Genomic DNA, 22,053 nt, shown 5'->3' on the forward strand with positions numbered 1-22,053 from the left:
ATGGGGCACTCAAATAAATTGCCGAAATTCGCCGTCCGGAGACACAAACATGGAACGAAAAATTATTTTAACTGCCGACGGTTCCCACACCTTATTTGTTCCCGAATTGGACGAACATTTTCATTCTGTTCACGGAGCGATCCAGGAATCGATGCACGTGTTCATTCAAAACGGGCTGAATGCTTCGACCAAAAAGGAACTCTGCATTTTTGAAGTCGGTTTTGGCACCGGATTAAACGCGCTGCTCACGCTGGCGAACCAAGACGAAAAACACATTCGCTACTTCAGTATTGAGAAATATCCGCTCAACGAAGCCGAATACAGTAAACTTAATTTTGCGAATTTGCTTTCGGAAGAATTGGCCGGAAAGTTTCAAAAAATGCACGCTGGTAGTTGGAACCAACCTCACTTAATCGCTCCAAATTTCGAGCTGACCAAGCTCAATTCAGATTTAACAACTTTTAATGTTTCGTCACTCCCGACATTCGACCTCATTTATTTCGATGCCTTTGCCCCTAACAAGCAAGCCGATATGTGGTCGGAAGACATCTTTCGTAAACTGGCGTCACACACCAACTTCGGCGGAATATTTGTGACCTATTGTGCTCAAGGAGAGGTTCGCCGCAAACTCATCAGAAGCGGCTTCAACATGAAACGAATCCCCGGACCACCCGGAAAAAAAGAAATGTTATTCGGCGAGAAAATGGAGTAGATTGAGTCTGTTTCAAAATTTAACCTATCTTCGTAGTTCATAAAAAATTAGGATATGTCAGAACAAAAAGAAAACAAACGTTTGGAAGATTTTAGCTATGCACTTGGACTAAGCATTGCCAGCAATCTGATCCAATCGGGTGTAAAAACTGTGGACCCGGTAAACTTTATGAACGCAATTGAAGATGCGTTTGCCGGAAAACAGCCAAAATTAAGTGTACAACAAGCCAACCAAATTCTGCAGGAGTTCATGTCGGAACAACAAAGCGGCGACGCTGCCAACAACCTGGAAGAAGGCTTGAAATTTTTAGCTGAAAACTTAAACGATCCGAAGGTAACAGAAACTGCCAGCGGATTGCAATATAAAGTATTGACTGACGGAGATGGTGAAAAACCATCAGCAACCGACGAAGTACGTTGTCACTACCACGGTACGCTGATTGACGGAACTGTGTTCGACAGCTCTGTTCAACGTGGCGAACCGGCAGTATTCCCGGTAAACGGCGTTATTCAAGGTTGGGTTGAAGCACTGCAAATGATGGCAGTTGGTTCAAAATGGAGACTATTCATTCCTTCAGACTTGGCTTACGGCGAACGTGGCGCCGGTGGTTCTATCGGACCAAACACAACATTGATTTTTGACGTGGAATTATTGGAAATTGTCTAATATAATAATCGAAAAAATGAATTTTAAACCTGTTCTTGCTGCAGTAGCTTTGGCAACTGTATTTGCATCCTGCCAACCGGGTGGGTCGTCTACTGCAAAATTGACCAATGCATCCGATTCAACCGCTTACGCTTTAGGCGTTTTAATTGCTGATAACCAAAAACACAACATCGAAGCCACTCCTGGTGCCAGCGATTTGAATATGGATATTTTGGTTGCAGCCTTCGGTAAGCAATTAAAAGGAGAAGAAGCTCAAATTAAAGCGGAAGACGCCCGTCAAATTGTTCAAGCTTATTTCCAAAATATGGCTGAAAAAGAAGCGGACGAAAACGCGAAAAAAGGAGAAGAATTCCTGGCTGCCAATAAAGAAAAACCAGGTATCGTAACAACAGAGAGCGGACTTCAATACGAAGTTATTACGGAAGGAACGGGTCCAAAACCAACCATCGACCAAACAGTAAAATGCGATTATGTTGGTACAACAATCGATGGTACAGAATTCGACAGCTCTGTTAAACGTGGCGAACCTGCTACTTTCCCATTGAAAGGTGTAATTCCGGGATGGACAGAAGCATTGCAATTAATGCCAGTTGGATCAAAATGGAAATTGTACATTCCTGGCGACTTAGCTTACGGAAAACGTGGTGCCGGAAACGATATCGGCCCGAACGAAACTTTGATTTTCGAAGTTGAGTTACACGAAATTGTTGAGAAATAGAAACTCTTGATAACTTTTCAAAATCCCTCCGAAATTCACTTTCGGGGGGATTTTTTTATCCGTACTTTTGAGCTTCGTTTGACAATTTTGAACAAGAAATATGGAAATTAAAGGAAAAATCAACCATCTCCTCCCCGTTCAGTCTGGTGTTAGCAAAGCTGGCAACGAGTGGAAAAAACAGGAATTTGTTATTGAAACGCAGGATCAATTCCCGAAGCAAGTGTGTTTTACAGTTTTCGGCGATAAACTGAGCCTGATTGAAGGTCTTCAGCCCGGCATGGATGTTAACGTGTTTTTCGATGTGGAAAGCCGCGAATTCAATGGCCGTTGGTATCACAACATCAACGCGTGGAAAGTTGAAAAAGCAGGTGCGGAAGCAGGATCAGTTCCTCCGCCTTTTTCAGTAGACGACATGCCGCCGGAACCGGCAGAAGGCGACGATTTGCCATTCTAAGATCAAATCAATATAAAAAAGCAAGAGCGGCTCTTTTCGGAACCGCTCTTGTTTTTTTTATGCTTTGCGCGTATGATAATGTTTCCCAAAATACCGATCGAGTAGCAGCAGTCCAATTACCCCTGCTAAAGCCAAAACAAGCACCATCGGAATCTGTTCGAACCATCCTACAAAACTCTGATTAGCACTATCCAGAACCTGCAAATCGGCTTTTGGCAGCTTAGCAAAAATAGTAGCCGAATTACCTGATTGCGCTCCGCTTTCGCCCCACAACAGAAATGTAACGGAAACAAACACCACCAATACAGCGGCAGCAAAAGGCAAAAACCATTTGCCAAAAATCGGCTTGATTTTGGTCAATACCGGTAAGCTGTGAATCTCGTCCATTACCCGTTTCGAAAAATCCACCGGGGCCTTCCGCGGCCGATAGTTTTTCATGATTTCCCGGAATTGTTCTTCTTGCTTATTCATGATTTCCCGTTTTTAAACGCTACTAAAAATACCTTCCTCGTAGCTTTGGTGCAATAAATCGTACATTTTTTTGCGAGCGCGATGAATCTTTACCTTTACATTGCTTTCGCTCAAGCCGGTAATCTGGCTGATTTCTTCCATCTTCTGCTCTTCAAAATAATACAAGGTGATTAAAACCTGCTCCAGCTCAGGAAGCTTTTCCATCGCCTCCTGAAGCAGTTTTTCAACCAACGCCTTGTCCATTTCTATCAGCTGCGCATTCAACTGCGCCTCATCTTTGTCCGTCAGCTGTTGCTCATCCATCGACCGCACTTCCAGCTTCCGCTTGCGAAGAAGCGTAATACAACCGTTGTACGTAATCCGATAGATCCAGGTCGAAAATTTCGACTGCTGCCGGTACGAATTCAAAGAACGATATGCTTTTACAAAGCTGTCCTGGGCCATTTCTTCAGCATCTTCTTCATTCCGAAGCAACTTAAATGCCAAGCCATAGACCATGTCCTGGTAGCGATCGACCAAATACGAGAAAGATGCCACATCTCCCTCCAACACCTTTGTTATATAATATTCGTCCGGTTGACTCATACATGCGTTATGACGCCGAATTAATGAGTTGGTTACAGAATATTTAAAAATAAAAAAATGAAATGAGTTTGTAACCGAAAAGGCAGAACGGCGTCATAAGGTCGGAATTCGAAATTAATAACAATTAAAAATAAGAAGTCATGTTAGCAGGTATTTTAATCCCATTAAGCTTTTTCGCATTGGTATTTGGTCTGATGTATATGTATTGGACAACGCGTCACAAAGAACGCTTAACCATGCTTGAAAAAGGTGCCGACCCGAGTTTATTCCGTGCAAAAATGCCAAACACCATGTTCTTTACATTGAAACTTGGTTTACTTTTTATCGGTGTAGCACTCGGTGTCCTGTTCGGAAGTATTCTGGAAGCAAACACGAACCTGGATGAAGGAGCGGCCTATGTCTCTATGATCTTCCTCTTTGGAGGTATCGGATTGGTGGTCGGTTACATTTTCCAGTCGAAGAAAACAGAATAAGCAACAACGAAATCCTTTCTTGCGTCAGGAGAAGGAAAAAGCAGCATCAGATCGATGCTGCTTTTTTTTGTGCGCCCTCCTAAACGACCTATCAGAAAACGCAACTTTGAGCAGTTCTATTCAGAAAATCAAAAACATTTTTTCGACAGGCTTGTTTTAAAATTTAAGCATACTTAAAAATAAACTTACTCTACTGATATGAGCTCCATTGCAAGCGAAAATTTCATCAAAGCAATTTATAAATTCGAGCAGGGCGAAGGCTTCGACACCCGCCCGGGTTCCATTGCCAAAGAATTGGGCATAACCAACGCCGCCGCAACTGATATGGCACGAAAACTTGCCGACAAGAAGCTGATTGATTACGAAAAATACAAAGCGCTAAAACTGACGACCAATGGCGAAAAGCTAGCTCTGAATATAGTGCGCAAACATCGTTTGTGGGAAACATTTCTCCATCAGGTATTTGGCATGACGATGCACGAAATACATCGCGAAGCAGAACTACTGGAACACCTCACGTCTGACTTTTTAGCAGACAAAATCAGCCTGTTCTTGGGACACCCTACGACTGATCCTCATGGAGATCCGATTCCGGACGTTGAAGGAATGTTACCTATTGCCGACAACGCCTTCATCCTCTCGACTGCTGAAGACGGGAAAGAATATCAAATAAGTCGGTTAGCCGGCTCCGATAAAGAGTTTTTCGACTTCTGTCACTCAAATGAGCTAGCTGTTGGCGCCACCATCAAAGTGAACCGGCAATACCCCAAAAACCGGATGACCGAAATTGAAATCAACGGGACCAAATTGCTGCTCAATGCAGAACTAACGAACACTATTTATATCAAAGAATTGATCGAAGAGTGATAAATTACATTCGCTACTCGCTAGACAAATAAGAAAATAGAGAAGCTTAAAATATGAAAACACTAATCGTTTTAATTATAAAAGCCAGCTGGATGATTTTGATTGCGCTTGCGCTGATCGGATTACTGGCCTGGATTTTTTGGCCTAAAAAAGGTTTAATTGCTTTCATCTCGAAACGCAAGCTGAACGACGAGCGCGTATTACTGGAAGACGCACTAAAGTACCTTTTCGAATGTGAGTACCGGAAAAGTAGCTGCGAAATGAACAGCCTGGCAGGCGCACTCAATATCTCGGGCGATCGAGTCAGCAAATTGATTCAGCACCTGCAGGGAATGGGACTGATCAACCTGAATGATAACTTGATTAGCCTGACCGATAGCGGACGATCTTACTCACTTCGGGTTATTCGCGTTCACCGGATCTGGGAGCGCTACCTGGCTGATGAAACCGGAACCGCTCAACCCGACTGGCACGAGAAAGCCTGCGAAATAGAACATTTTGTAACCGATGCCGACACCGAAAAGATAGCGGCTCAGATGGGCAACCCGGTCTTCGACCCGCACGGCGATCCGATACCAACCGCTGAAGGTGAATTGCCCGAGTCAAAAGGAAAATCGCTGAGTACGTTGCAGGAGGGCGAAATTGGCCGGATCATCCACATTGAAGATGAACCACGCAGCATTTACGAGCAACTGGTTGTGCTGGGCTTGTATCCCGGTATGCAGGTTTATGTAACCGACGTGACCGCCGATAAAATCACATTTGCAGCCGACGGTGACGAGTGCACACTCACGCCGCTGTTTGCCACGCACATCACGGTTGAACCGCTATCGAGCAAAACCCGGGTTACACAAAAACAAGACATTCTTTCGGAACTGAAAGTTGGCGAAAAGGCTGAAGTTATTGGAATATCACCAAACTGCCGAGGGCAGCAACGCCGCCGCCTGATGGACATGGGCATTGTACCGGGAAGCCTAATCACAGCGCAAATGATCAGTGCATCCGGCGACCCGATTGGCTATCGAGTGATGGGAACAACCGTTGGCATCAGAAGGCAGCAGGCCGATCTCATTTTCATCAACAAAAACATCAACCATGAATAATCCAACAAATTGCAATAGCTGTCCGGCTCACAACCGGGAAAACCTGGTGAAATTGGGGGTCGACATGACCGAGACCGATTATGTGATCGCCCTGGCCGGCAACCCGAATGTTGGCAAAAGTACGGTTTTCAACAACCTGACCGGCTTGAGGCAACACACAGGGAACTGGCCTGGCAAAACCGTCAGCCGCGCCGAAGGAGCTTTCAGTTTCAACGATAAACGCTACAAAATAGTGGATTTGCCCGGCACCTACTCGCTGCTTTCAACCAGCACCGACGAAGAAGTTGCCCGTAATTTTATCCTGTTCGGACAACCCGATGTGACCCTGATTGTAGTCGATGCCACCCGCCTGGAACGGAATTTAAACCTGGTGCTGCAAATACTGGAAATTACCGACCGCGCTGTACTTTGCCTTAACCTAATGGATGAAGCCAAACGCAACAACGTGGAGATCGATGAACGTGCGTTGTCGCGGGAACTGGGTATTCCAGTCATTCCGGCATCTGCCCGCCGACGGGTTGGCATGAATGAGGTACTGGCAGCGCTAGAGGATGTCGCTACCGGCAAATACGTTTGCAAACCGCATAAAATCAAAAGCCACTCGCCCAAACTCAACCATGCCATCGAAACAGTATCGGCAAAACTAAACGAACAGTTCCCGAACCTCCCCAACCTGAAATGGGTGGCGCTGCGACTGCTTGAAGGCGACAATAGCATTATGGAGGCCGTTCGGAACGGCGAATTGGGCAACTTAAATCCAAACATTTCAACCACAGCAGAAGTCTTAAGTTATGAATAAGCAAACAGCAAACGATCGCGAAGAAATACTTTCGGTAGTCAACAAGGCCCGGTGGGATTTGGGTGTCAATTTTCACGATACGGTTATCGAATCCATTTATGCCGACGCCTCAAAAATCGCCCGAAAAACGGTGCACCAAAAAGGCGACAAAGAAGCCTACAGCCTCGATATAAAAATTGACAAAATTGTGACCAGCCGCTGGCTTGGATTCCCGCTCATGTTCCTGATTTTAGCACTGGTATTCTGGATCACAGTGGCCGGAGCAAACTATCCATCGGGACTTTTGGCCTCGCTGCTGATTGATTACATGCACCCCATTCTGAAAAGCGGTGCAGCAGCAATTCATCTGCCCTGGTGGCTTGATGGCGTATTGATCGACGGCGCTTACCTGGCAATGGCTTGGGTGATCGCTGTGATGTTGCCACCAATGGCTATCTTCTTTCCGCTATTTACACTGATGGAAGATCTGGGCTATTTGCCGCGCGTCGCATTCAACATGGACAACCTATTCCGCCGTGCCGGAGCACATGGCAAACAGGCGCTAACCATGAGCATGGGCTTTGGATGTAACGCCGCGGGCGTTGTTGCAGCCCGGGTGATCGACTCTCCACGCGAACGATTGGTCGCGATCATCACCAACAACTTTTCGCTCTGCAACGGCCGCTGGCCCACGCAGATTCTAATTGCTTCAATTTTCATAGGAGGACTGGTTCCAGCAAGCTTCGCGGGGATTGTTTCTGCCGGTGCAGTTGTTGGAGTCGCCGTATTGGGAATCTTCTTCAGTCTGGTTGTGTCGTGGGGATTGAGTAAATCGGTGTTAAAAGGCGAAGCTTCCGCCTTCAGTCTGGAGCTTCCCCCCTATCGTCCGCCACGCATCTGGCAAACGCTATATACGTCGCTCATCGATCGCACTATTTTTGTACTGTGGCGTGCCATTGTTTTTGCCGTTCCGGCAGGTATTGTCATTTGGGTTGTCGCCAATGTAAAAATTGACGGAATCAGCCTGGCCGAACACTTCATTGATTGGTCCAATCCGTTTGCATTTGTATTCGGGTTGAACGGCGTTATTTTGCTGGCATATATCATTGCCATCCCAGCGAACGAGATTGTTATTCCAACCGTACTGATGCTGACCGTTCTGAGCAGTAAACTTGCCGGTATGGGGTCCGGAACCGGTGTCATGTTCGAACTCGATTCTACTGCCGACACCGCTGCTGTGCTAAAGGCCGGCGGCTGGACGCTGCTAACCGGAATCAACCTGATGCTTTTCAGCTTGCTGCACAACCCCTGTTCAACAACAATTGTGACCATTTACAAAGAAACCAAGAGCCTAAAGTGGACACTGGTATCAACCTTCTTACCAATCGCACTGGGATTGATCGTTTGCTTCTTTACCACTCAAATTTGGTTCCTGCTACAGTAGCTTTTCGGAAAACACGATAAAATGAAAGATGTCGCCCCAACCGGAGCGGCATTTTTTATTTACTTTTCAATTCATCACACCAAAGAAAAGCTGATCCAAACTAATTTCATTCGAGTTGACAGAAACTCCGTCAATTAACAAAAAAGACATCGAAATCTTTTTCTAATTAAAGTAAAACTCTCATTGTCAGCGATGATAATCCCCCAAACCTTAGACTTACAATCTTCCTGTTATTTATGATCACCTAAATACATGATTAAGAAATTATTAACTCCGAATTCTCTTTAAAATAAATACATCTATTGCCTGTTTATCTATTTACATATTCAAATAATCATTTAACAATTATCTCAATAATGAAAAACAGTATTATTCTTTTTAGCTTTTTAATACCCGTATTTTTCGCTTCTTGTTCCAAAGATGATCCGGGCGGTGGCAGTAGCTCGACTGTCGACCTCGGGATAACAGCCAGCGCAGACGCCGATGCGGGAAGTTCAAACGCGTATTCGAACCAAGTCGATATTCAGGTATATTATTGGAATATGCCGGGTGATGCGTCTGTCTACGGTAACTTACGAGATGCGATCGCCTATCTGGATGCCAATCACGACGGACTGACCGACGTATTTATGGCAACCGGCGAGTATTTACTAGAAGGCAACGTGGATTGTATTCTCGCGCTGAATGACGGGAATGGCGATTTTTACAATTCGCGTACTGAGTTCAACGATGATATGCCACCGGCAACACATGCGCGGAAAACGATCTGCGCCGATTTTAACAACGATGGATTGACAGACCTCTTCATTTTCGATCATGGCTACGACGCCTCTCCGTACCCGGGCAACAACTGCAAGCTAATCATCCAGGATTCTGAAGGCTCATTCAGCTGGACAAAAATGAGCGAAACTGGATTCTTCCATGGTGGTGCAGCTGCGGATATCGATAACGACGGCGACCTGGATATCTTCGTTGGCGGACATGACCCGTTTTTCTACATCAACGATGGTAATGCCAATTTCACAGCAGCAACCGATCGATTTGACGACAGTATTGACAAAGTGTTTTCGGCAGAATTGATTGATGTTGACAAAGACGGCTACGTGGATTTATTAGTGGGTGCGCATGAGCAAGATGGCGATGAAACCTCAATCTATTGGGGAAGCAGCACGGGTAGTTATACGAAAAGTAATCGCACGGTTATACCTGAATACACAGGCTACGGAACTGTACTGGATTTTGATGCAGCAGACTTCGACGATGACGGCGACCGCGACCTGGCAGTTAACCGCACGGGCGGCGGTAACAGCAACTTTTATACCGGAAGCATCATTCAATTGCTGAAGAATAATGGAAGCAGAACCTTTACTGATGCCACCAGCCAAATCGATAATCCGGGAGGGTCAGACATCAACTGGTTCCCTTGGGTGCGCGTGCAGGATATCGACAATGACGGCGACATCGACATCTTCCCCGATGATTTGGGCGACAATTTCAAACTGGTAAACGACGGTTCAGGAAACTTTACAAGACAGGTAAAATATTAGTCGATAAGAGACAACAGACGAAGATGGAATTTCAAGCATGATTTTCCATCTTTTTTTTATTACCGTAATTTTTATTAAACAAAAAAGAGGAACACTCTGATGAATGTTCCTCTTTAAGCGGTGCGGACGGGATTCGAACCCGCGACCCCCGGCGTGACAGGCCGATATTCTAACCAGCTGAACTACCGCACCAGTAGTGCTTTTTTCTAATCGATTTGCGGTGCGGACGGGATTCGAACCCGCGACCCCCGGCGTGACAGGCCGATATTCTAACCAGCTGAACTACCGCACCAATTGTGTTTTTTCAATCGATTTTTGAAAGCACCATTTTAAAGAACTTGCCTCGTGAAATCCGTTTCTCAAAAGGCTCTGCAAATATAGAGCTTCTTTTTTTGTCTGCAATACCCTTTGAAAAAAAAATTGCCTAAAAATAACCGACCAATTCTTGAAACGAAAATAACAGTCTTATTTTCAGAGCCAAGCTAAAAACACTTTATTGAATAAAATTTTCAGCGATCAGCTCTTTTTCTCCGCTCCACCTGTAAGCCGTGAGTTTTCCCTTGCGGCTAACGCAGGAATCGAGGCAACAAATATTCGATTTAACGATATTTTCGGCTTCCTTCATACAATAGTGTCCAAAGAAAACGATTGGATCTGACTCCGAATATGGCGCCCGATAAGAGGTAATTTCGTCCGGAATTCGATAAGACGGCAATTCGAAGCGACTCTCGAACGACAATTCGCGGAATGTTTTCCCTTGCGGGTTTTCCCACCAACGGGAACGGAACGAACGGTGAGCACATCCTTCTTTGTCGAAAATGAGTAAATCCTTGGGCAATTGAAAATCGATCCCTTTACAGGTTTCCCAAAATGCCTTGGAAAGCGGACTGCCGTTTTTGGCAATCGCTTTTAACTGTTTTTTCTTCAACTTGGGCTCCGTCAAAGTTTCTTTCAGCAATTGTATGTTTTCGTCCTGCCAACAGGCGTGAACCACACGTATTCCGTCCAGTTCCAAAAACAGAGGCAAGGTGCGCATCCAGTCAATATGATCGCGCCACAGTTCGCGCTCACCTTTAAATTCGGCTAAAGTAGGGTTCAAATCCAGCCTCAGGCGTGACCACTTTTTGCTGATATGCTGCCCTTGCTTGTCGAGCAAAGTATAGAAAAGCGCATTGACTTCGTGATTCCCTAAAATAGCAAACGCGGCATCATTCTCCACCATTTTGCGGACAATGCTTATTGTGCGTTTGATTGATGGCCCCCGATTAATAAAATCGCCGACAAAAATCACCTTCCTCGATGGGTGGCTGAAATATCCTTTATTTGCCACATAGCCCATTTGGTTGAGCAATTCTTCCAGCATATCGGCTTGGCCGTGTATATCTCCGATAATATCGTACATAACGAAAAAAGCCCGGTTTTTGCCGGGCAATTTATTACTTTTTTTAGGAAATGCAATCTTTAACTGAATTGTAATAATTCAATTTTAACGAGTCAGATTCGCTTCAATAAACTGACCCAGTTTCATGTATTTCTCGTAAATAACCTGATACTTTGCAGCGTTCTCCGGAATTGGATGGTATTCAGTCTCGAAACCGCCACCCATTTTTTCCTGTGCTTCGTGCGTGGTTGCATACACTCCGGCAACAACAGCCGCAGCCATTGCAGAACCCAAAGCACAAGCCTGCTCTGAACGGGCCACTTTAATCGGCATGTTCAACACATCGCAAACGATCTGCATCACCAGCTTCGATTTTTTAGCCACACCGCCCAAGGCAATTACTCCTTTAATCGGTACGCCTTGCTCGATGAAACGGTCAACAATCGCTTTCGATCCGAATGCTGTTGCTTCAACCAACGAACGGAAAATACGGGGTGCATCAGTTCCCAGGTTCAAACCGGCAATTGCACCTTTCAGGTTTTGATTGGCATCCGGCGTACGGCGACCGTTCATCCAGTCAATGGCCAACACACCTTTTTCGTCGATTGGCAACGCTTCGGCAGCCTTGGCCAATTCCATGATCATTTTGTCCGAAAGTTCATCAAGCAGTTTAGCACGAGTTGCTTCGTCAACCAATTCAGTTTGACCAATGATTTGCTGTGCCGGCCACATCAATACTTTTTTGAACCAGGCATAAATATCGCCGAATGCAGATTGACCAGCTTCCATTCCGAGCATGCCCGGAACAACCGATCCGTCAACCTGTCCGCAAATACCGGCAATCAGCTTATCTCCTACTTCTTCGGTCGGTGCAACCAACATGTCGCAAGTTGATGTTCCCATCACTTTACTCAGGTAATAAGGCTCAATTTGAGCACCAACAGCACCCAAGTGCGCATCGAAGGCACCAACACCAACCACAACGTCGGTTGACAAGCCCAATTTTTCAGCCCATTCCGGTGTTAGTTTACCAACGGCAACATCGCAAGTGTAAGTTTCTTTAAACATGCGGTCGCGCAGGCCACTTAGAATTGGATCCAGTGCTACCAAAAATTCTTCAGTTGGCAAACCACCGAATGCTTCGTGCCACATCGCTTTGTGACCGGCAGCACAACGGCTACGTTTCAAAATCTGCGGACGAGTCGTACCTGTCAATACAGCCGGAATCCAGTCGCAGTGCTCTACCCATGAATTGGCAGCTCGCAAAACGCCTGCATCAGCACGCGATACATGTAAAATTTTCGACCAGAACCATTCTGAAGAATAGATTCCACCTTCGTATTTTGTGAAGTCAATCTCCCATTTCTTCGCCAGTTCGTTGATTTGGTCAGCTTCTTTTACTGCCGTGTGGTCTTTCCACAAAACGAACATCGCATTCGGGTTTTCCTCGAAACCGGGCGTCAATGCCAATGGTGTTCCTTTTTCGTCAACAGCAACAGGTGTTGAACCGGTTGTGTCGATAGAAATACCTACTACATTTTCAGCGACACCGGCAGGAGCTTGCTTTAACGCTTCAACAACGGTATATTCCAAACCTTCCAGGTAATCCAGCGGGTGCTGACGGAATTGGTTTTCGTGAGGAACACAGTACATTCCTTTTGCCCAACGGGGGTAAGGGAAAACCACGCTGGCGATTTCTTCTCCGGTTGCAACGTCTACAATCAACGAACGTACCGAATCAGAACCATAATCTAGTCCAATAGTATATTTAGCTTGGGTCATGTTAATTTCGTTTTTTTCAGTTTTTATTTTTGGCCATAATAGGCATTCGCGCCATGTTTGCGCAGGAAGTGTTTATCCAGCAACAACTGATCCATTTCGGTGTCCGGATTCAGTTGGAAAGAACGGAAAGTCATTTTCGCTACTTCTTCCAACACCACCGCATTATGAACGGCATTGTGTGCATCGGTACCCCACGAGAACGGAGCGTGATTATTCACCAACACACCCGGCACATAATCCGGATTGATATTTTGCGACTGGAAACACTCAACAATTACATTACCGGTTTCCAATTCGTAAGCGGTTTTAATTTCTTCGGCAGTCATTTTGCGGGTACAGGGAACTGTTCCGTAAAAATAGTCTGCATGAGTTGTACCTACTGCCGGGATTGATTTACCAGCCTGTGCCCAGCTTGTTGCCCATTCTGAGTGCGTGTGAACCACACCGCCGATATTCGGGAAATTCTTGTAAAGCACAAGGTGTGTAGCGGTATCTGAAGAAGGTTTGTATTTGCCTTCAACAACATTACCTTCCAGGTCAACAACAACCATATCTTCGGGGCTCATACCGTCGTACGAAACACCACTGGGTTTAATGACAACCAAACCCGACTCGCGGTCGATTGCACTCACATTACCCCAGGTAAAAATCACCAGGCCATGATCAACCAAATCCAGGTTAGCCTGGCAAACCTCTTCTTTTAATTTTTCTAACATCTTTTCTTCTTTTAAAATTTGAGACAGAAATCAACTACATCTGAACCAACTTTACTGCACCACCAGTTTGAATTCAAATCAGAAAATGAACCGGACGCCCAGACGGACGCCCGGTTTTCTGTCCTTATTGAAAATAGTTACTCATGATTCTTAGTTCCGGTTTCGATTACCAGAAATAAATATAGAAGACAACAGTAATACCAATAATAATCAGGGAGTGAACAACATCCCATTTGTTCCAGCTTGCGCGGGTTGCTGCTTTGTCTTCAGCTGAAGCCGAAGCGAAGGTCAAGCCTTTCAGCTGTTCTGCCGGAGCTGGTTTGGTAAATTTACTTACCACCATCACGACAATCATACTGAACACCAACATACCTCCTGAGAAGAACAACCAGTTCACATCGTAGAACAAGGTATAGAAGAAATTATTTACACCCTTTTCAGCTGCCCAAAGTTTCACATCGGTGTAGCCAGCGTTGCCTGCCATTGATGAATACAACACTTTTGCGCCCAGGCGAAGTACACCAATAATGAAACCGGCGATCATACCCCACATACCACCTTTAGGCGTTGGTTTTGACGACAGGATACCCAGCAGGAAGGCCGCTGCAATACCCGGTGCCAGCACCGACTGAACGTCTTGCAAGTAAGTGTAAAGTACATCACCAATGCTACGCATAATCGGAATCCAAAGAATACCCAGGATCACGATAACAACCGTTGCAACACGACCTACACGAAGCAATTTGGATTCGCTTGTATTTGGACGATACTTTTTATAGAAGTCGATGGTAAACAACATCGCTGATGAGTTGAACAATGAAGCCAACGAGCTCATCAAAGCAGCCAGGATACCACAAACCACCAAACCTTTCACACCGGCAGGCAACAGTTTCGCAACCATGGTTGGGAAAGCCGCATCAGCATTTGGCGTTCCGTTATCCATCATTGGCAAGAAGCTACCAGTTTTTTGGTGTAAGGCGAAAGCGATCATACCCGGGATCAGGAATAGGAATACAGGAGTCAGTTTCAGGTAAGCGCCGAAGATCGTACCACGACGAGCTTCCTTTTCATCCTTTCCTGAAAGTACACGTTGCACGATGAACTGGTCGGTACACCAGTACCAGAAACCAATTACCGCCGAACCGATAAATACTCCTAACCAAGGGAAGTCTGAGTCGCGGTTACTGCGAATCAGGTTGGTCATCGTATCGCCGTAATCGTTCACCGGAGTAGCGCTACAAATCCGCATCATTTCATCCCAGCCTCCCAATTCTCTCAAACCAAGAACAACGATGATGATGGAACCGAGCAACAAGATCGGTGTTTGCAAAACAGAGGTGTAAAGAACGGATTTCATACCACCGATTACCGTGTAAACAGCGGTCAACAGTACCAGGCCGATGGCCGAGATCCAGAAGAAATCGATTCCCCACATCGTGTCGATACCGAACACCTGTTGGAATACCAAACCACCAGCATAAACCGTTACAGCAACTTTAGTCAGCACGTAGCTAATCAACGAAATCATCGACAAAATTGTACGCGACTCTTTGTTGTAGCGACGTTCAAGGAATTCGGGCATGGTAGAAACCATGCTTCGGGTATAGAATGGTACGAACACCCAGCCGAGAATCAGGATCATCCATCCCTGGATTTCCCAGTGAGCCATCGCCATACCGCTAGAAGCGCCGGCGCCGGCCAAGCCGATTAAGTGTTCTGATCCAATATTCGATGCAAAAATTGACGCACCGATCGCGATCCATGTAGCGTCGCGTCCAGCCAGGAAGTAGTCACCCGAGGTTTCTTCTTTTTGCATGAAAACCCAGGTAATGATCCCGATCAAAGCCAGTGCGAAGACTCCAATAACGATCCAGTCTAGTAATGCCATTAGTTTTAGTTTTAGTTTATTTTGAATGAATAATTACAGTCCTTTAGCCAGGTGATAGTACAAGTCGTTCCAGCGCAACTCGTTTTTGAACTGAGAGATTGTTGTGTTTTTATCGATCAAAACGAATTCAACGCCAGCCATTTCAGCGAAATCTTCCATGTACTCAACAGTCAAGTCGTAGGAGAAGCTGGTGTGGTGAGTTCCACCCGCCAGGATCCAGGCTGCTGCACCAATTTCGAAGTTTGGTTGCGGAATCCACAAAGCACTTGCTACCGGAAGTTTTGGAAGCAACTTGGTCTCAATACAATCTACTGTGTTTACGATCATGCGGAACCGGTTGCCCATGTCGATGACAGTTGCTGCCACACCGGGACCTGTTTTGCTGGTGAATACCAAACGGGCAGGGTCGTTTTTACCACCGATTCCCAATGGGTGAACTTCCAATTTTGGTTTGTGTTCCGAGATCAACGGACAAACTTCCAACATGTGGGCTTGCAGAATCGCGCTCTTTTCACCGTCGAAGTTCAACGTGTAGTCTTCCAGGAATGAACAACCTTTATAGTCAGGCAACTCCTGGCTCATAAACCACATTTGACGACACAAAGCAGCTGTTTTCCAGTCGCCCTCGGCACCAAAACCATAACCTTCAGCCATCAAACGTTGAGAAGCCAAACCTGGTAATTGGTCAACACCTTCCAAATCGTCGAAGTTAGTTGTGAATGCTTTCGCTCCTTTTTTCTCCAGGAAACGACGCAAACCGATTTCGATACGGGCAGCTTTCACCACTTGCTCGCGGAATTCGCCACCTTCTTTACAGTTGTCAGCCAACTCGTATTCTTGTTCGTAAACTTTCACCAAAGCAGCAACGTCTTCGTCTGATACGTTGTCCTGAACTTTAACCAGGTCGCCAATCGGGCTGTAGTCAACGTGGTAACCGAATACTCTTTCAGCTTCCACTTTATCACCGTCGGTTACGGCCACGTTGTTCATTTGGTCACCGAAACGGATAATCAACATATCGCGAGAATCAGCAAAAGCAGCTGCTACGCGAGCCCAAACAGCGATTTTTTTCACTGTTGCAGCATCTTGCCAGTGACCAACAATTACTTTACGGTTCATACGCATACGCGCCATGATGTGGCCGAATTCACGGTCACCGTGAGCACTTTGGTTCAGGTTCATGAAGTCCATGTCGATTTCGTTCCATGGAATTTCTTTATTGTATTGTGTGTGTAAGTGCAGAATTGGTTTGCGCAACTCCTGCAATCCGTGAATCCACATTTTTGCCGGAGAGAACGTGTGCATCCAGGTGATGATACCGATACAGTTATCAGCGCTGTTTGCTTGTTTACAAATTGTATGAATTTCTTTTGAACCGGTTCCTGTAGGTTTAACCACCACTTTTACCGGGATTTCAGATGATGCATCAAATGCAGCTGCAATTTCTTTTGAATGCGCGGCAACCTGTTCCAATGTTTTAGGGCCGTATAAATGCTGACTACCAGTTACAAACCAAACTTCGTAGTTTTTTAATTCGTTCTTTGCCATTTTCGTATCTGTTAAAATGTTTTTTTGATTAGTATTTATAATTTGATTATTCGATTTAGCTCTTTCTCTCCTTTGTCAGGGCTTTCCTCGTAACTGTAATAGAAAGCTCCCTTCTTCGATTCCGTTGAATCTTTTTTGTTCAGGCGTTTTAACACACCAAGCGACAATACTTTTTTCCGGAAATTACCCGGGTCGAGAGTGCGCTGAAAAATGGCTTCGTACAAGCCGCGCAACTGTGTCAGGGTAAACATATCTGGCAATAATTCAGGGCCCACCAGTTGGTAAGTCGCCTTTTGCTGCAACTTGGCCAAGGCTTTACTGACAATCTCCTCGTGGTCGAAAATCAACTCTGGCTTTTGGTCAAAGGAAAACCAATCGGCACCATATTGATGCACAATTTCTTCGTCGTGATCATCCAAGCGGATCAAAGCGTAATAGGCAATGCTGATTACACGCGCTGACGGTTCACGATCGGGCTGGGTAAAAGCAGCAACCTGCTCCATATAAATCTGGTCCAGACCAGTCGTCCGTTTCAGAATTCGCTCAGCAGCCTGGTCCGAAGATTCGTCCTTTTGAATGAATCCTCCCAACAGCGACCAGTTTCCTTTTGCGGGCTCAAAACTACGGGGGTATAACAGGAGTTTTAGTTCGCCGTCACGGTATCCGAAGATCACACAGTCGACAGCAATATAATGCTGGGGATGCTCCCCATACAATTCGTTTAGCAGTGTTTGGTTATTCAGTTCCATCGGGATCAAAATTATAAAAGTACAAGTTACTTTTATTGAAAATCACCTTTTTTTTTCGACTAAATGTTTTACAACATGAAAAGGCCCTTGAACATATCCGAAGATACTTTCAAGGGCCTTTTTTATATTGAAGAGTATGCTAAGTGTACTTCACCCAGCGTCTAATCTTTCAAGCTTATTCTACCGGAATATCGGTATTTACGTTTTTGCTTCCGATTACCGCATAGTATAACAGGTAGCCCAAACTAATAAAAATAACCCAGTAACTAGCCTGGTAACCTGTAATGTCGGCCATCCATGCTTGCAGGGCGGGCAGGAACGCACCCCCACAAACCAATGTCATGAAAATACCCGAGGCAACAGCCAAGTACTTACCAAGGCCTTCAACGGCAAGGTTGAAAATCCCCCCCCACATAATTGATGTACACAAACCGACCAATACAATAAACATCGCGTTAATCGGCACTTCGTTCAAGCCGAAGCCTAAGGCACCTGAAGCGGCACGTTCGAGCACAGGCAGGTTCACTTTAATTTCAGGCGAAAGGAAAATCGCAGCCAAGATGAAAATCATCCCCACAAAGGAGGTAACTCCCAGCATCATTTTACTGGATACCTTGCTACCAATAGCTGCACCAACCAAGCGGCCAACCAACATCAGCGCCCAATACGTTCCGGCAACGAAACCGGCAATGGTTTTACCCACCAAAGCGCCCGATGGATCATTGGCATCCGACAACCAGAGGTTCAATGTTCCGGCTGTTCCAATTTCTACACCCACGTAAACGAATATTGCTAAGGCTCCCAAAACAAAGTGACGGAACTGCAAGGCACCTTTAATAAGACTGCCAACCGGTTCTTCTGTTTTTTCAGCATGTGGTTCAGGAATAGCAACTGCCAACAAAACGAAGAAAGCCATCGCGAATACAGCCATTGCAATGTACATTACCGGGAATACATCGGTAATTTGAGCACGAGCTGTTTCACCAATCAAGATACCAACGAAAGTTGGCGTAAACGTAGCCATAATTGAGTTGAACGAACCACCCAACTGAATCAGCTGGTTACCTTTATTTCCGCTACCGCCAAGCGTATTCAACATTGGGTTTACCACCATATTCAGCAAACACATTGAAATACCGGCGATGAAGGCACCCAATAAGTATACAGCAAAAGCTGATGTTTCGCTGGCATAGCCCGAAAGGTACTGAACAGCGACCCCAACAAACCCTACTGCGATAGCAATCAGAGCGGTTTTCTTATACCCTACGCGCTGCAGTAGCAATCCACCGGGAATCCCCATAACCGCATAAGCGATAAAGTTCATGGCATTACCCAGCATACCCATGAAGTTTGACACTGCAAACTGCTCTTTCAATACATTACCCATTGGTGCTGCCAGGTTGGTCACAAATGCGATCATACCAAAAAGCAAGATCATCATTGCAATTGGCAGCCCATAATTTTTCTTGTTAGTCATAAACAGATTTAATTTGTTTGGTTTAATATGAAGTTGATAACTCGGTTCAAAGCTCATCCATCTAAACTGATTTGTAACGCCAAATAGTGTCGCTACAACACATTAAAATTTCAAAACGTTTGAGAGTTGCAGGAGAACTATCTCCATCAACCTAATTTGACTTGCGAATTTGCAAAAAAAACACTGGTTACCGTTATGTTAGCCCTAAAAACTTTTAAAAAAAATATCACGTTTTTAGTTTGCTAACGCTTCGCGGCAGCCAGTGTTAGTATCAATTAAAGTTCTAACTTGATAGATCCTTTTGAGCGGATGAACAACTTATGGCAGTTACCTTCACCGTAAACTGATTCCAAAGTTGAAATGTATTCATCCAACAAATCATTCGGCACAAAAGCCTGGATAGTACCGGCAAAACCACCACCGTGTACACGCCATGCACCTTTACCTGCAAGCACTAATTCACTCAATGCCAAGCCCAAAGCAACAGGTTGATATTCAGGCTCTCTGTTCACGTAAATATTTTGATTATACATGTACGAACTGTAGCCCGACTGAATCACCATGCCCAAAAATCCCTGGAAGTTACCGGACTCCAAAGCTTCAACTTGCTTAACCACCCGGGCATTATCGCCCTGGAAGTGAATCGAACGAAGGATGGCGCGGTCGCCCACCTTTTCGCGAATAGCAGGGATGCTTTTTACAACATCTTCCATTGAGGCCGGACGAAGAACTTCATGTCCCAATTCTTTGGCAACAGCCTTCATCTCAGCAGGCAATGAATTATATTCTGCGTCGAGACCACCGTGACTACCACCTGTATTTGTAATTACCAGCGAGTAACCGGTTGTTGCAAAGTCAAAATCCAATGCTTTCACAATCGGATTTGCTTTGTCTTCAAAGTCAATGGTAATGAAACCACCAACAGCACAAGCCGTTTGGTCCATCAATCCACAGAATTTGTGACAAGCGTGTTCTGCTTTTTGACCAATCTTCGCATTATCAACAGGATCCAATTTTCCATCGTTGAATAATTCGCTGAAAATAGCACCAATCAACACTTCGAAAGAAGCAGAAGAACTTAAACCGGAACCTTCCGGTACAGCACCGTGAATAATCGCGTTGAATCCGCCAACTTCGAGTCCCAATTCTTTTAATTCTTTCGCATACACTTTTACCAGGTTGCCCGGAGTTACTGCGAACTCTTTTATTTCAAGATCCGACAAATCCACTTCAAATGGCTTGAAGCCAACCGAGTCGATTCGTACAATGTTGGTTCCGTTTGGAGCAGCCACAGCAATATTATCCAGGTTAACCGCACCTGCCAATACACGACCTAACTGGTGATCGGTATGGTTACCGCCAACTTCGGTACGCCCCGGAGAACTAAATAAGCTAACATCGTCTGATCCGTATGTTGCACTGTATTGCTCCATGTACTTGGCATAGCGATCTGCCATTCCTTTTAAAACGGCTGCATCTTTTCCGTAAAGTTCTTCGAACAGTGGGTTTTGACCACCGTTAATTTTTTCTACTAATGCGCTAATCTTAGTCATAATTCTAGTTTGTTGTATTGTTTTATTGTGGTGTAATGAATGTCTGATAATTCGCGTAGACGGCGGGCGGCTTGCTCAGCAGTGATATCGCGCTGAGGTGTACCCAGCATCTCATAGCCTACCATGAATTTCTTCACTGATGCTGAACGCAACAAAGGCGGATAAAAGTGCATATGCAAATGCCACTCCGGATAATCCTGACCATCGGTTGGAGCCTGGTGCAGGCCGGCAGAGTAAGCAAATGACGTTTCGAACAGGTTATCGTATTTCACCGTCAACTGTTTGTAAATATCAGCCAAACCGGTGCGCTCGTCGTCTGTCAATTGTAAAATATTTTGAACAGCGCGTTTGCTGATAATCATACCTTCAAACGGCCAAACAGCCCAATATGGAACCAAAGCCACGAAGTGTTCATTTTCGGCAACCAGGCGTTCCTTACTTTCCAGCTCAGCTGCGAGATAGTCGCCCAACAACGTGCGGCCGTTTTTCTCGAAGTAGGCTTTTTGCGTCACCGACTCTTTAGCAGGCTCTGCAGGTACCGATGATGAAGACCAAATCTGGCCGTGTGGATGAGGATTGGAACAGCCCATAATCGAACCTTTGTTTTCGAAAATTTGCACGTAGTTGATCATGTTGTTACTACCCAGCTCTTCAAACTCGCGGCACCAAACATCAACAACTCCTCGGATGTCTTCTACTTCCATCTCCGGAACAGTCAGCGCATGGTTTTCGCTAAAGCAAATTACTTTACAAATTCCACTTTCACTCTTCGCCTGAAACAAGCTTCCTTCATCCCTTCCGCCGTCCGGCGTATCAGTTAATAAAGCACTAAAGTCGTTTGTAAATACGAATGTTCCTTTGTAATCGGGGTTCTTGTGTCCTCCTACCCGCTCGTTTCCTGCACACAGATAGCAGGTGGGGTCGTAAGCCGGACGTTCTGCAACAGCAGGCTTCTCAACCTGTCCTTGCCACGGGCGTTTTGCACGATGCGGGGATACTAAAATCCAGTCGTTGGTTAACGGATTTAACCGTCGGTGAGGGTGATCTTCAATATTAAAAGTAGTCATAAATTTAAGCTTTTTACCACTGGTAGGTACTGGTGGGTAAAATTATAAATTAATGGTCTGGCTAAGGGTTCAAT

At 45.4% G+C, this 22,053-nt stretch carries 21 protein-coding genes and 2 tRNA genes; 10 read left to right on the plus strand and 13 right to left on the minus strand.

The genetic code is table 11. The features are described 5' to 3' along the window. Positions 1–49 precede the first annotated feature (49 nt). The 4 genes from mnmD (at position 50) to BC643_RS17905 (ending at position 2,550) form a co-directional block, all read left to right on the plus strand. The gene (gene mnmD / locus BC643_RS17890) at positions 50–712 is read left to right on the plus strand and encodes a tRNA (5-methylaminomethyl-2-thiouridine)(34)-methyltransferase MnmD (RefSeq protein WP_120274634.1); all 663 of its coding nucleotides are present in this window, start codon (positions 50–52) and stop codon (positions 710–712) included. A 54-nt stretch (positions 713–766) separates the two neighbouring features. Then, entirely contained in the window at positions 767–1,378 is a 612-nt protein-coding gene (locus BC643_RS17895; protein ID WP_120274635.1) for an FKBP-type peptidyl-prolyl cis-trans isomerase, read from the plus strand. 16 nt (positions 1,379–1,394) lie between these two features. After that, positions 1,395–2,096 (plus strand): FKBP-type peptidyl-prolyl cis-trans isomerase, encoded by a 702-nt coding sequence (locus BC643_RS23630; protein WP_120274636.1) that lies wholly within the window; start codon positions 1,395–1,397, stop codon positions 2,094–2,096. A gap of 100 nt (positions 2,097–2,196) precedes the next feature. After that, positions 2,197–2,550 carry a DUF3127 domain-containing protein gene (locus BC643_RS17905; RefSeq protein ID WP_120274637.1) on the plus strand — a complete coding sequence of 118 codons (354 nt, stop codon included), beginning with the start codon at positions 2,197–2,199 and terminating at the stop codon, positions 2,548–2,550. Positions 2,551–2,607: 57 nt separating this feature from the next. On the opposite strand, the gene BC643_RS17910 is transcribed toward BC643_RS17905, so the two are convergent. Both BC643_RS17910 and BC643_RS17915 read right to left on the minus strand, forming a co-directional pair. Then, entirely contained in the window at positions 2,608–3,021 is a 414-nt protein-coding gene (locus tag BC643_RS17910; protein WP_120274638.1) for a hypothetical protein, read from the minus strand. Between the two features lie 12 nt (positions 3,022–3,033). Beyond that, complete coding sequence (locus tag BC643_RS17915) at positions 3,034–3,606, minus strand: RNA polymerase sigma factor (RefSeq protein WP_120274639.1); 573 nt, start codon at positions 3,604–3,606, stop codon at positions 3,034–3,036. A 140-nt stretch (positions 3,607–3,746) separates the two neighbouring features. On the opposite strand from BC643_RS17915, the gene BC643_RS17920 reads away from it, so the two are divergent. The 6 genes from BC643_RS17920 to BC643_RS17940 all read left to right on the plus strand — a co-directional run bounded on the left by BC643_RS17920 (position 3,747) and on the right by BC643_RS17940 (position 9,818). Next, a complete protein-coding gene (locus BC643_RS17920; RefSeq protein WP_147377264.1) occupies positions 3,747–4,079 on the plus strand; it encodes a DUF6249 domain-containing protein in 333 nt (110 codons plus the stop codon). A gap of 198 nt (positions 4,080–4,277) precedes the next feature. Beyond that, positions 4,278–4,946, plus strand: a complete 669-nt coding sequence (locus tag BC643_RS17925) for a metal-dependent transcriptional regulator (protein WP_120274641.1) — start codon at positions 4,278–4,280, stop codon at positions 4,944–4,946. A gap of 53 nt (positions 4,947–4,999) precedes the next feature. Further along, entirely contained in the window at positions 5,000–6,049 is a 1,050-nt protein-coding gene (locus BC643_RS17930; RefSeq protein ID WP_120274642.1) for a metal-dependent transcriptional regulator, read from the plus strand. Next, entirely contained in the window at positions 6,042–6,848 is an 807-nt protein-coding gene (locus tag BC643_RS23550) for a FeoB small GTPase domain-containing protein (RefSeq protein ID WP_211338133.1), read from the plus strand. The genes BC643_RS17930 and BC643_RS23550 overlap by 8 nt, the downstream gene beginning before the upstream one ends. Then, complete coding sequence (locus BC643_RS17935) at positions 6,841–8,271, plus strand: nucleoside recognition domain-containing protein (protein ID WP_211338134.1); 1,431 nt, start codon at positions 6,841–6,843, stop codon at positions 8,269–8,271. Before BC643_RS23550 ends, BC643_RS17935 begins: the two co-directional genes overlap by 8 nt. 356 nt (positions 8,272–8,627) lie before the next feature. Further along, complete coding sequence (locus tag BC643_RS17940) at positions 8,628–9,818, plus strand: FG-GAP repeat domain-containing protein (RefSeq protein ID WP_120274643.1); 1,191 nt, start codon at positions 8,628–8,630, stop codon at positions 9,816–9,818. A 118-nt stretch (positions 9,819–9,936) separates the two neighbouring features. On the opposite strand, the gene BC643_RS17945 is transcribed toward BC643_RS17940, so the two are convergent. From BC643_RS17945 to BC643_RS17995, 11 genes are all read right to left on the minus strand, one after another. Continuing rightward, a tRNA-Asp gene (locus BC643_RS17945) sits at positions 9,937–10,010 on the minus strand. Between the two features lie 26 nt (positions 10,011–10,036). Next, positions 10,037–10,110 (minus strand) — tRNA-Asp (locus BC643_RS17950). Positions 10,111–10,311: 201 nt separating this feature from the next. Then, positions 10,312–11,220, minus strand: a complete 909-nt coding sequence (locus BC643_RS17955) for a metallophosphoesterase (protein ID WP_147377265.1) — start codon at positions 11,218–11,220, stop codon at positions 10,312–10,314. An 84-nt stretch (positions 11,221–11,304) separates the two neighbouring features. Further along, entirely contained in the window at positions 11,305–12,981 is a 1,677-nt protein-coding gene (locus BC643_RS17960) for a ribulokinase (RefSeq protein ID WP_120274645.1), read from the minus strand. Positions 12,982–13,004: 23 nt separating this feature from the next. Then, complete coding sequence (gene araD / locus BC643_RS17965) at positions 13,005–13,697, minus strand: L-ribulose-5-phosphate 4-epimerase (protein WP_120274646.1); 693 nt, start codon at positions 13,695–13,697, stop codon at positions 13,005–13,007. Positions 13,698–13,863: 166 nt separating this feature from the next. Further along, the gene (locus tag BC643_RS17970) at positions 13,864–15,585 is read right to left on the minus strand and encodes a sodium:solute symporter (RefSeq protein ID WP_120274647.1); all 1,722 of its coding nucleotides are present in this window, start codon (positions 15,583–15,585) and stop codon (positions 13,864–13,866) included. A 33-nt stretch (positions 15,586–15,618) separates the two neighbouring features. Further along, entirely contained in the window at positions 15,619–17,133 is a 1,515-nt protein-coding gene (araA, locus tag BC643_RS17975; RefSeq protein WP_120274648.1) for an L-arabinose isomerase, read from the minus strand. A gap of 35 nt (positions 17,134–17,168) precedes the next feature. Continuing rightward, positions 17,169–17,882, minus strand: coding sequence for an NUDIX hydrolase (locus BC643_RS17980; RefSeq protein WP_120274649.1), 714 nt, complete (start codon positions 17,880–17,882; stop codon positions 17,169–17,171). Positions 17,883–18,057: 175 nt separating this feature from the next. Beyond that, positions 18,058–19,359 carry an MFS transporter gene (locus BC643_RS17985; RefSeq protein ID WP_120274706.1) on the minus strand — a complete coding sequence of 434 codons (1,302 nt, stop codon included), beginning with the start codon at positions 19,357–19,359 and terminating at the stop codon, positions 18,058–18,060. Between the two features lie 275 nt (positions 19,360–19,634). Next, positions 19,635–20,912 (minus strand): galactokinase, encoded by a 1,278-nt coding sequence (locus BC643_RS17990; protein ID WP_120274650.1) that lies wholly within the window; start codon positions 20,910–20,912, stop codon positions 19,635–19,637. After that, a complete protein-coding gene (locus BC643_RS17995; protein WP_120274651.1) occupies positions 20,909–21,979 on the minus strand; it encodes a UDP-glucose--hexose-1-phosphate uridylyltransferase in 1,071 nt (356 codons plus the stop codon). Before BC643_RS17995 ends, BC643_RS17990 begins: the two co-directional genes overlap by 4 nt. Positions 21,980–22,053: the final 74 nt, after the last annotated feature.

It is taken from the genome of Mangrovibacterium diazotrophicum (assembly GCF_003610535.1).
Taxonomy (GTDB): domain Bacteria; phylum Bacteroidota; class Bacteroidia; order Bacteroidales; family Prolixibacteraceae; genus Mangrovibacterium; species Mangrovibacterium diazotrophicum.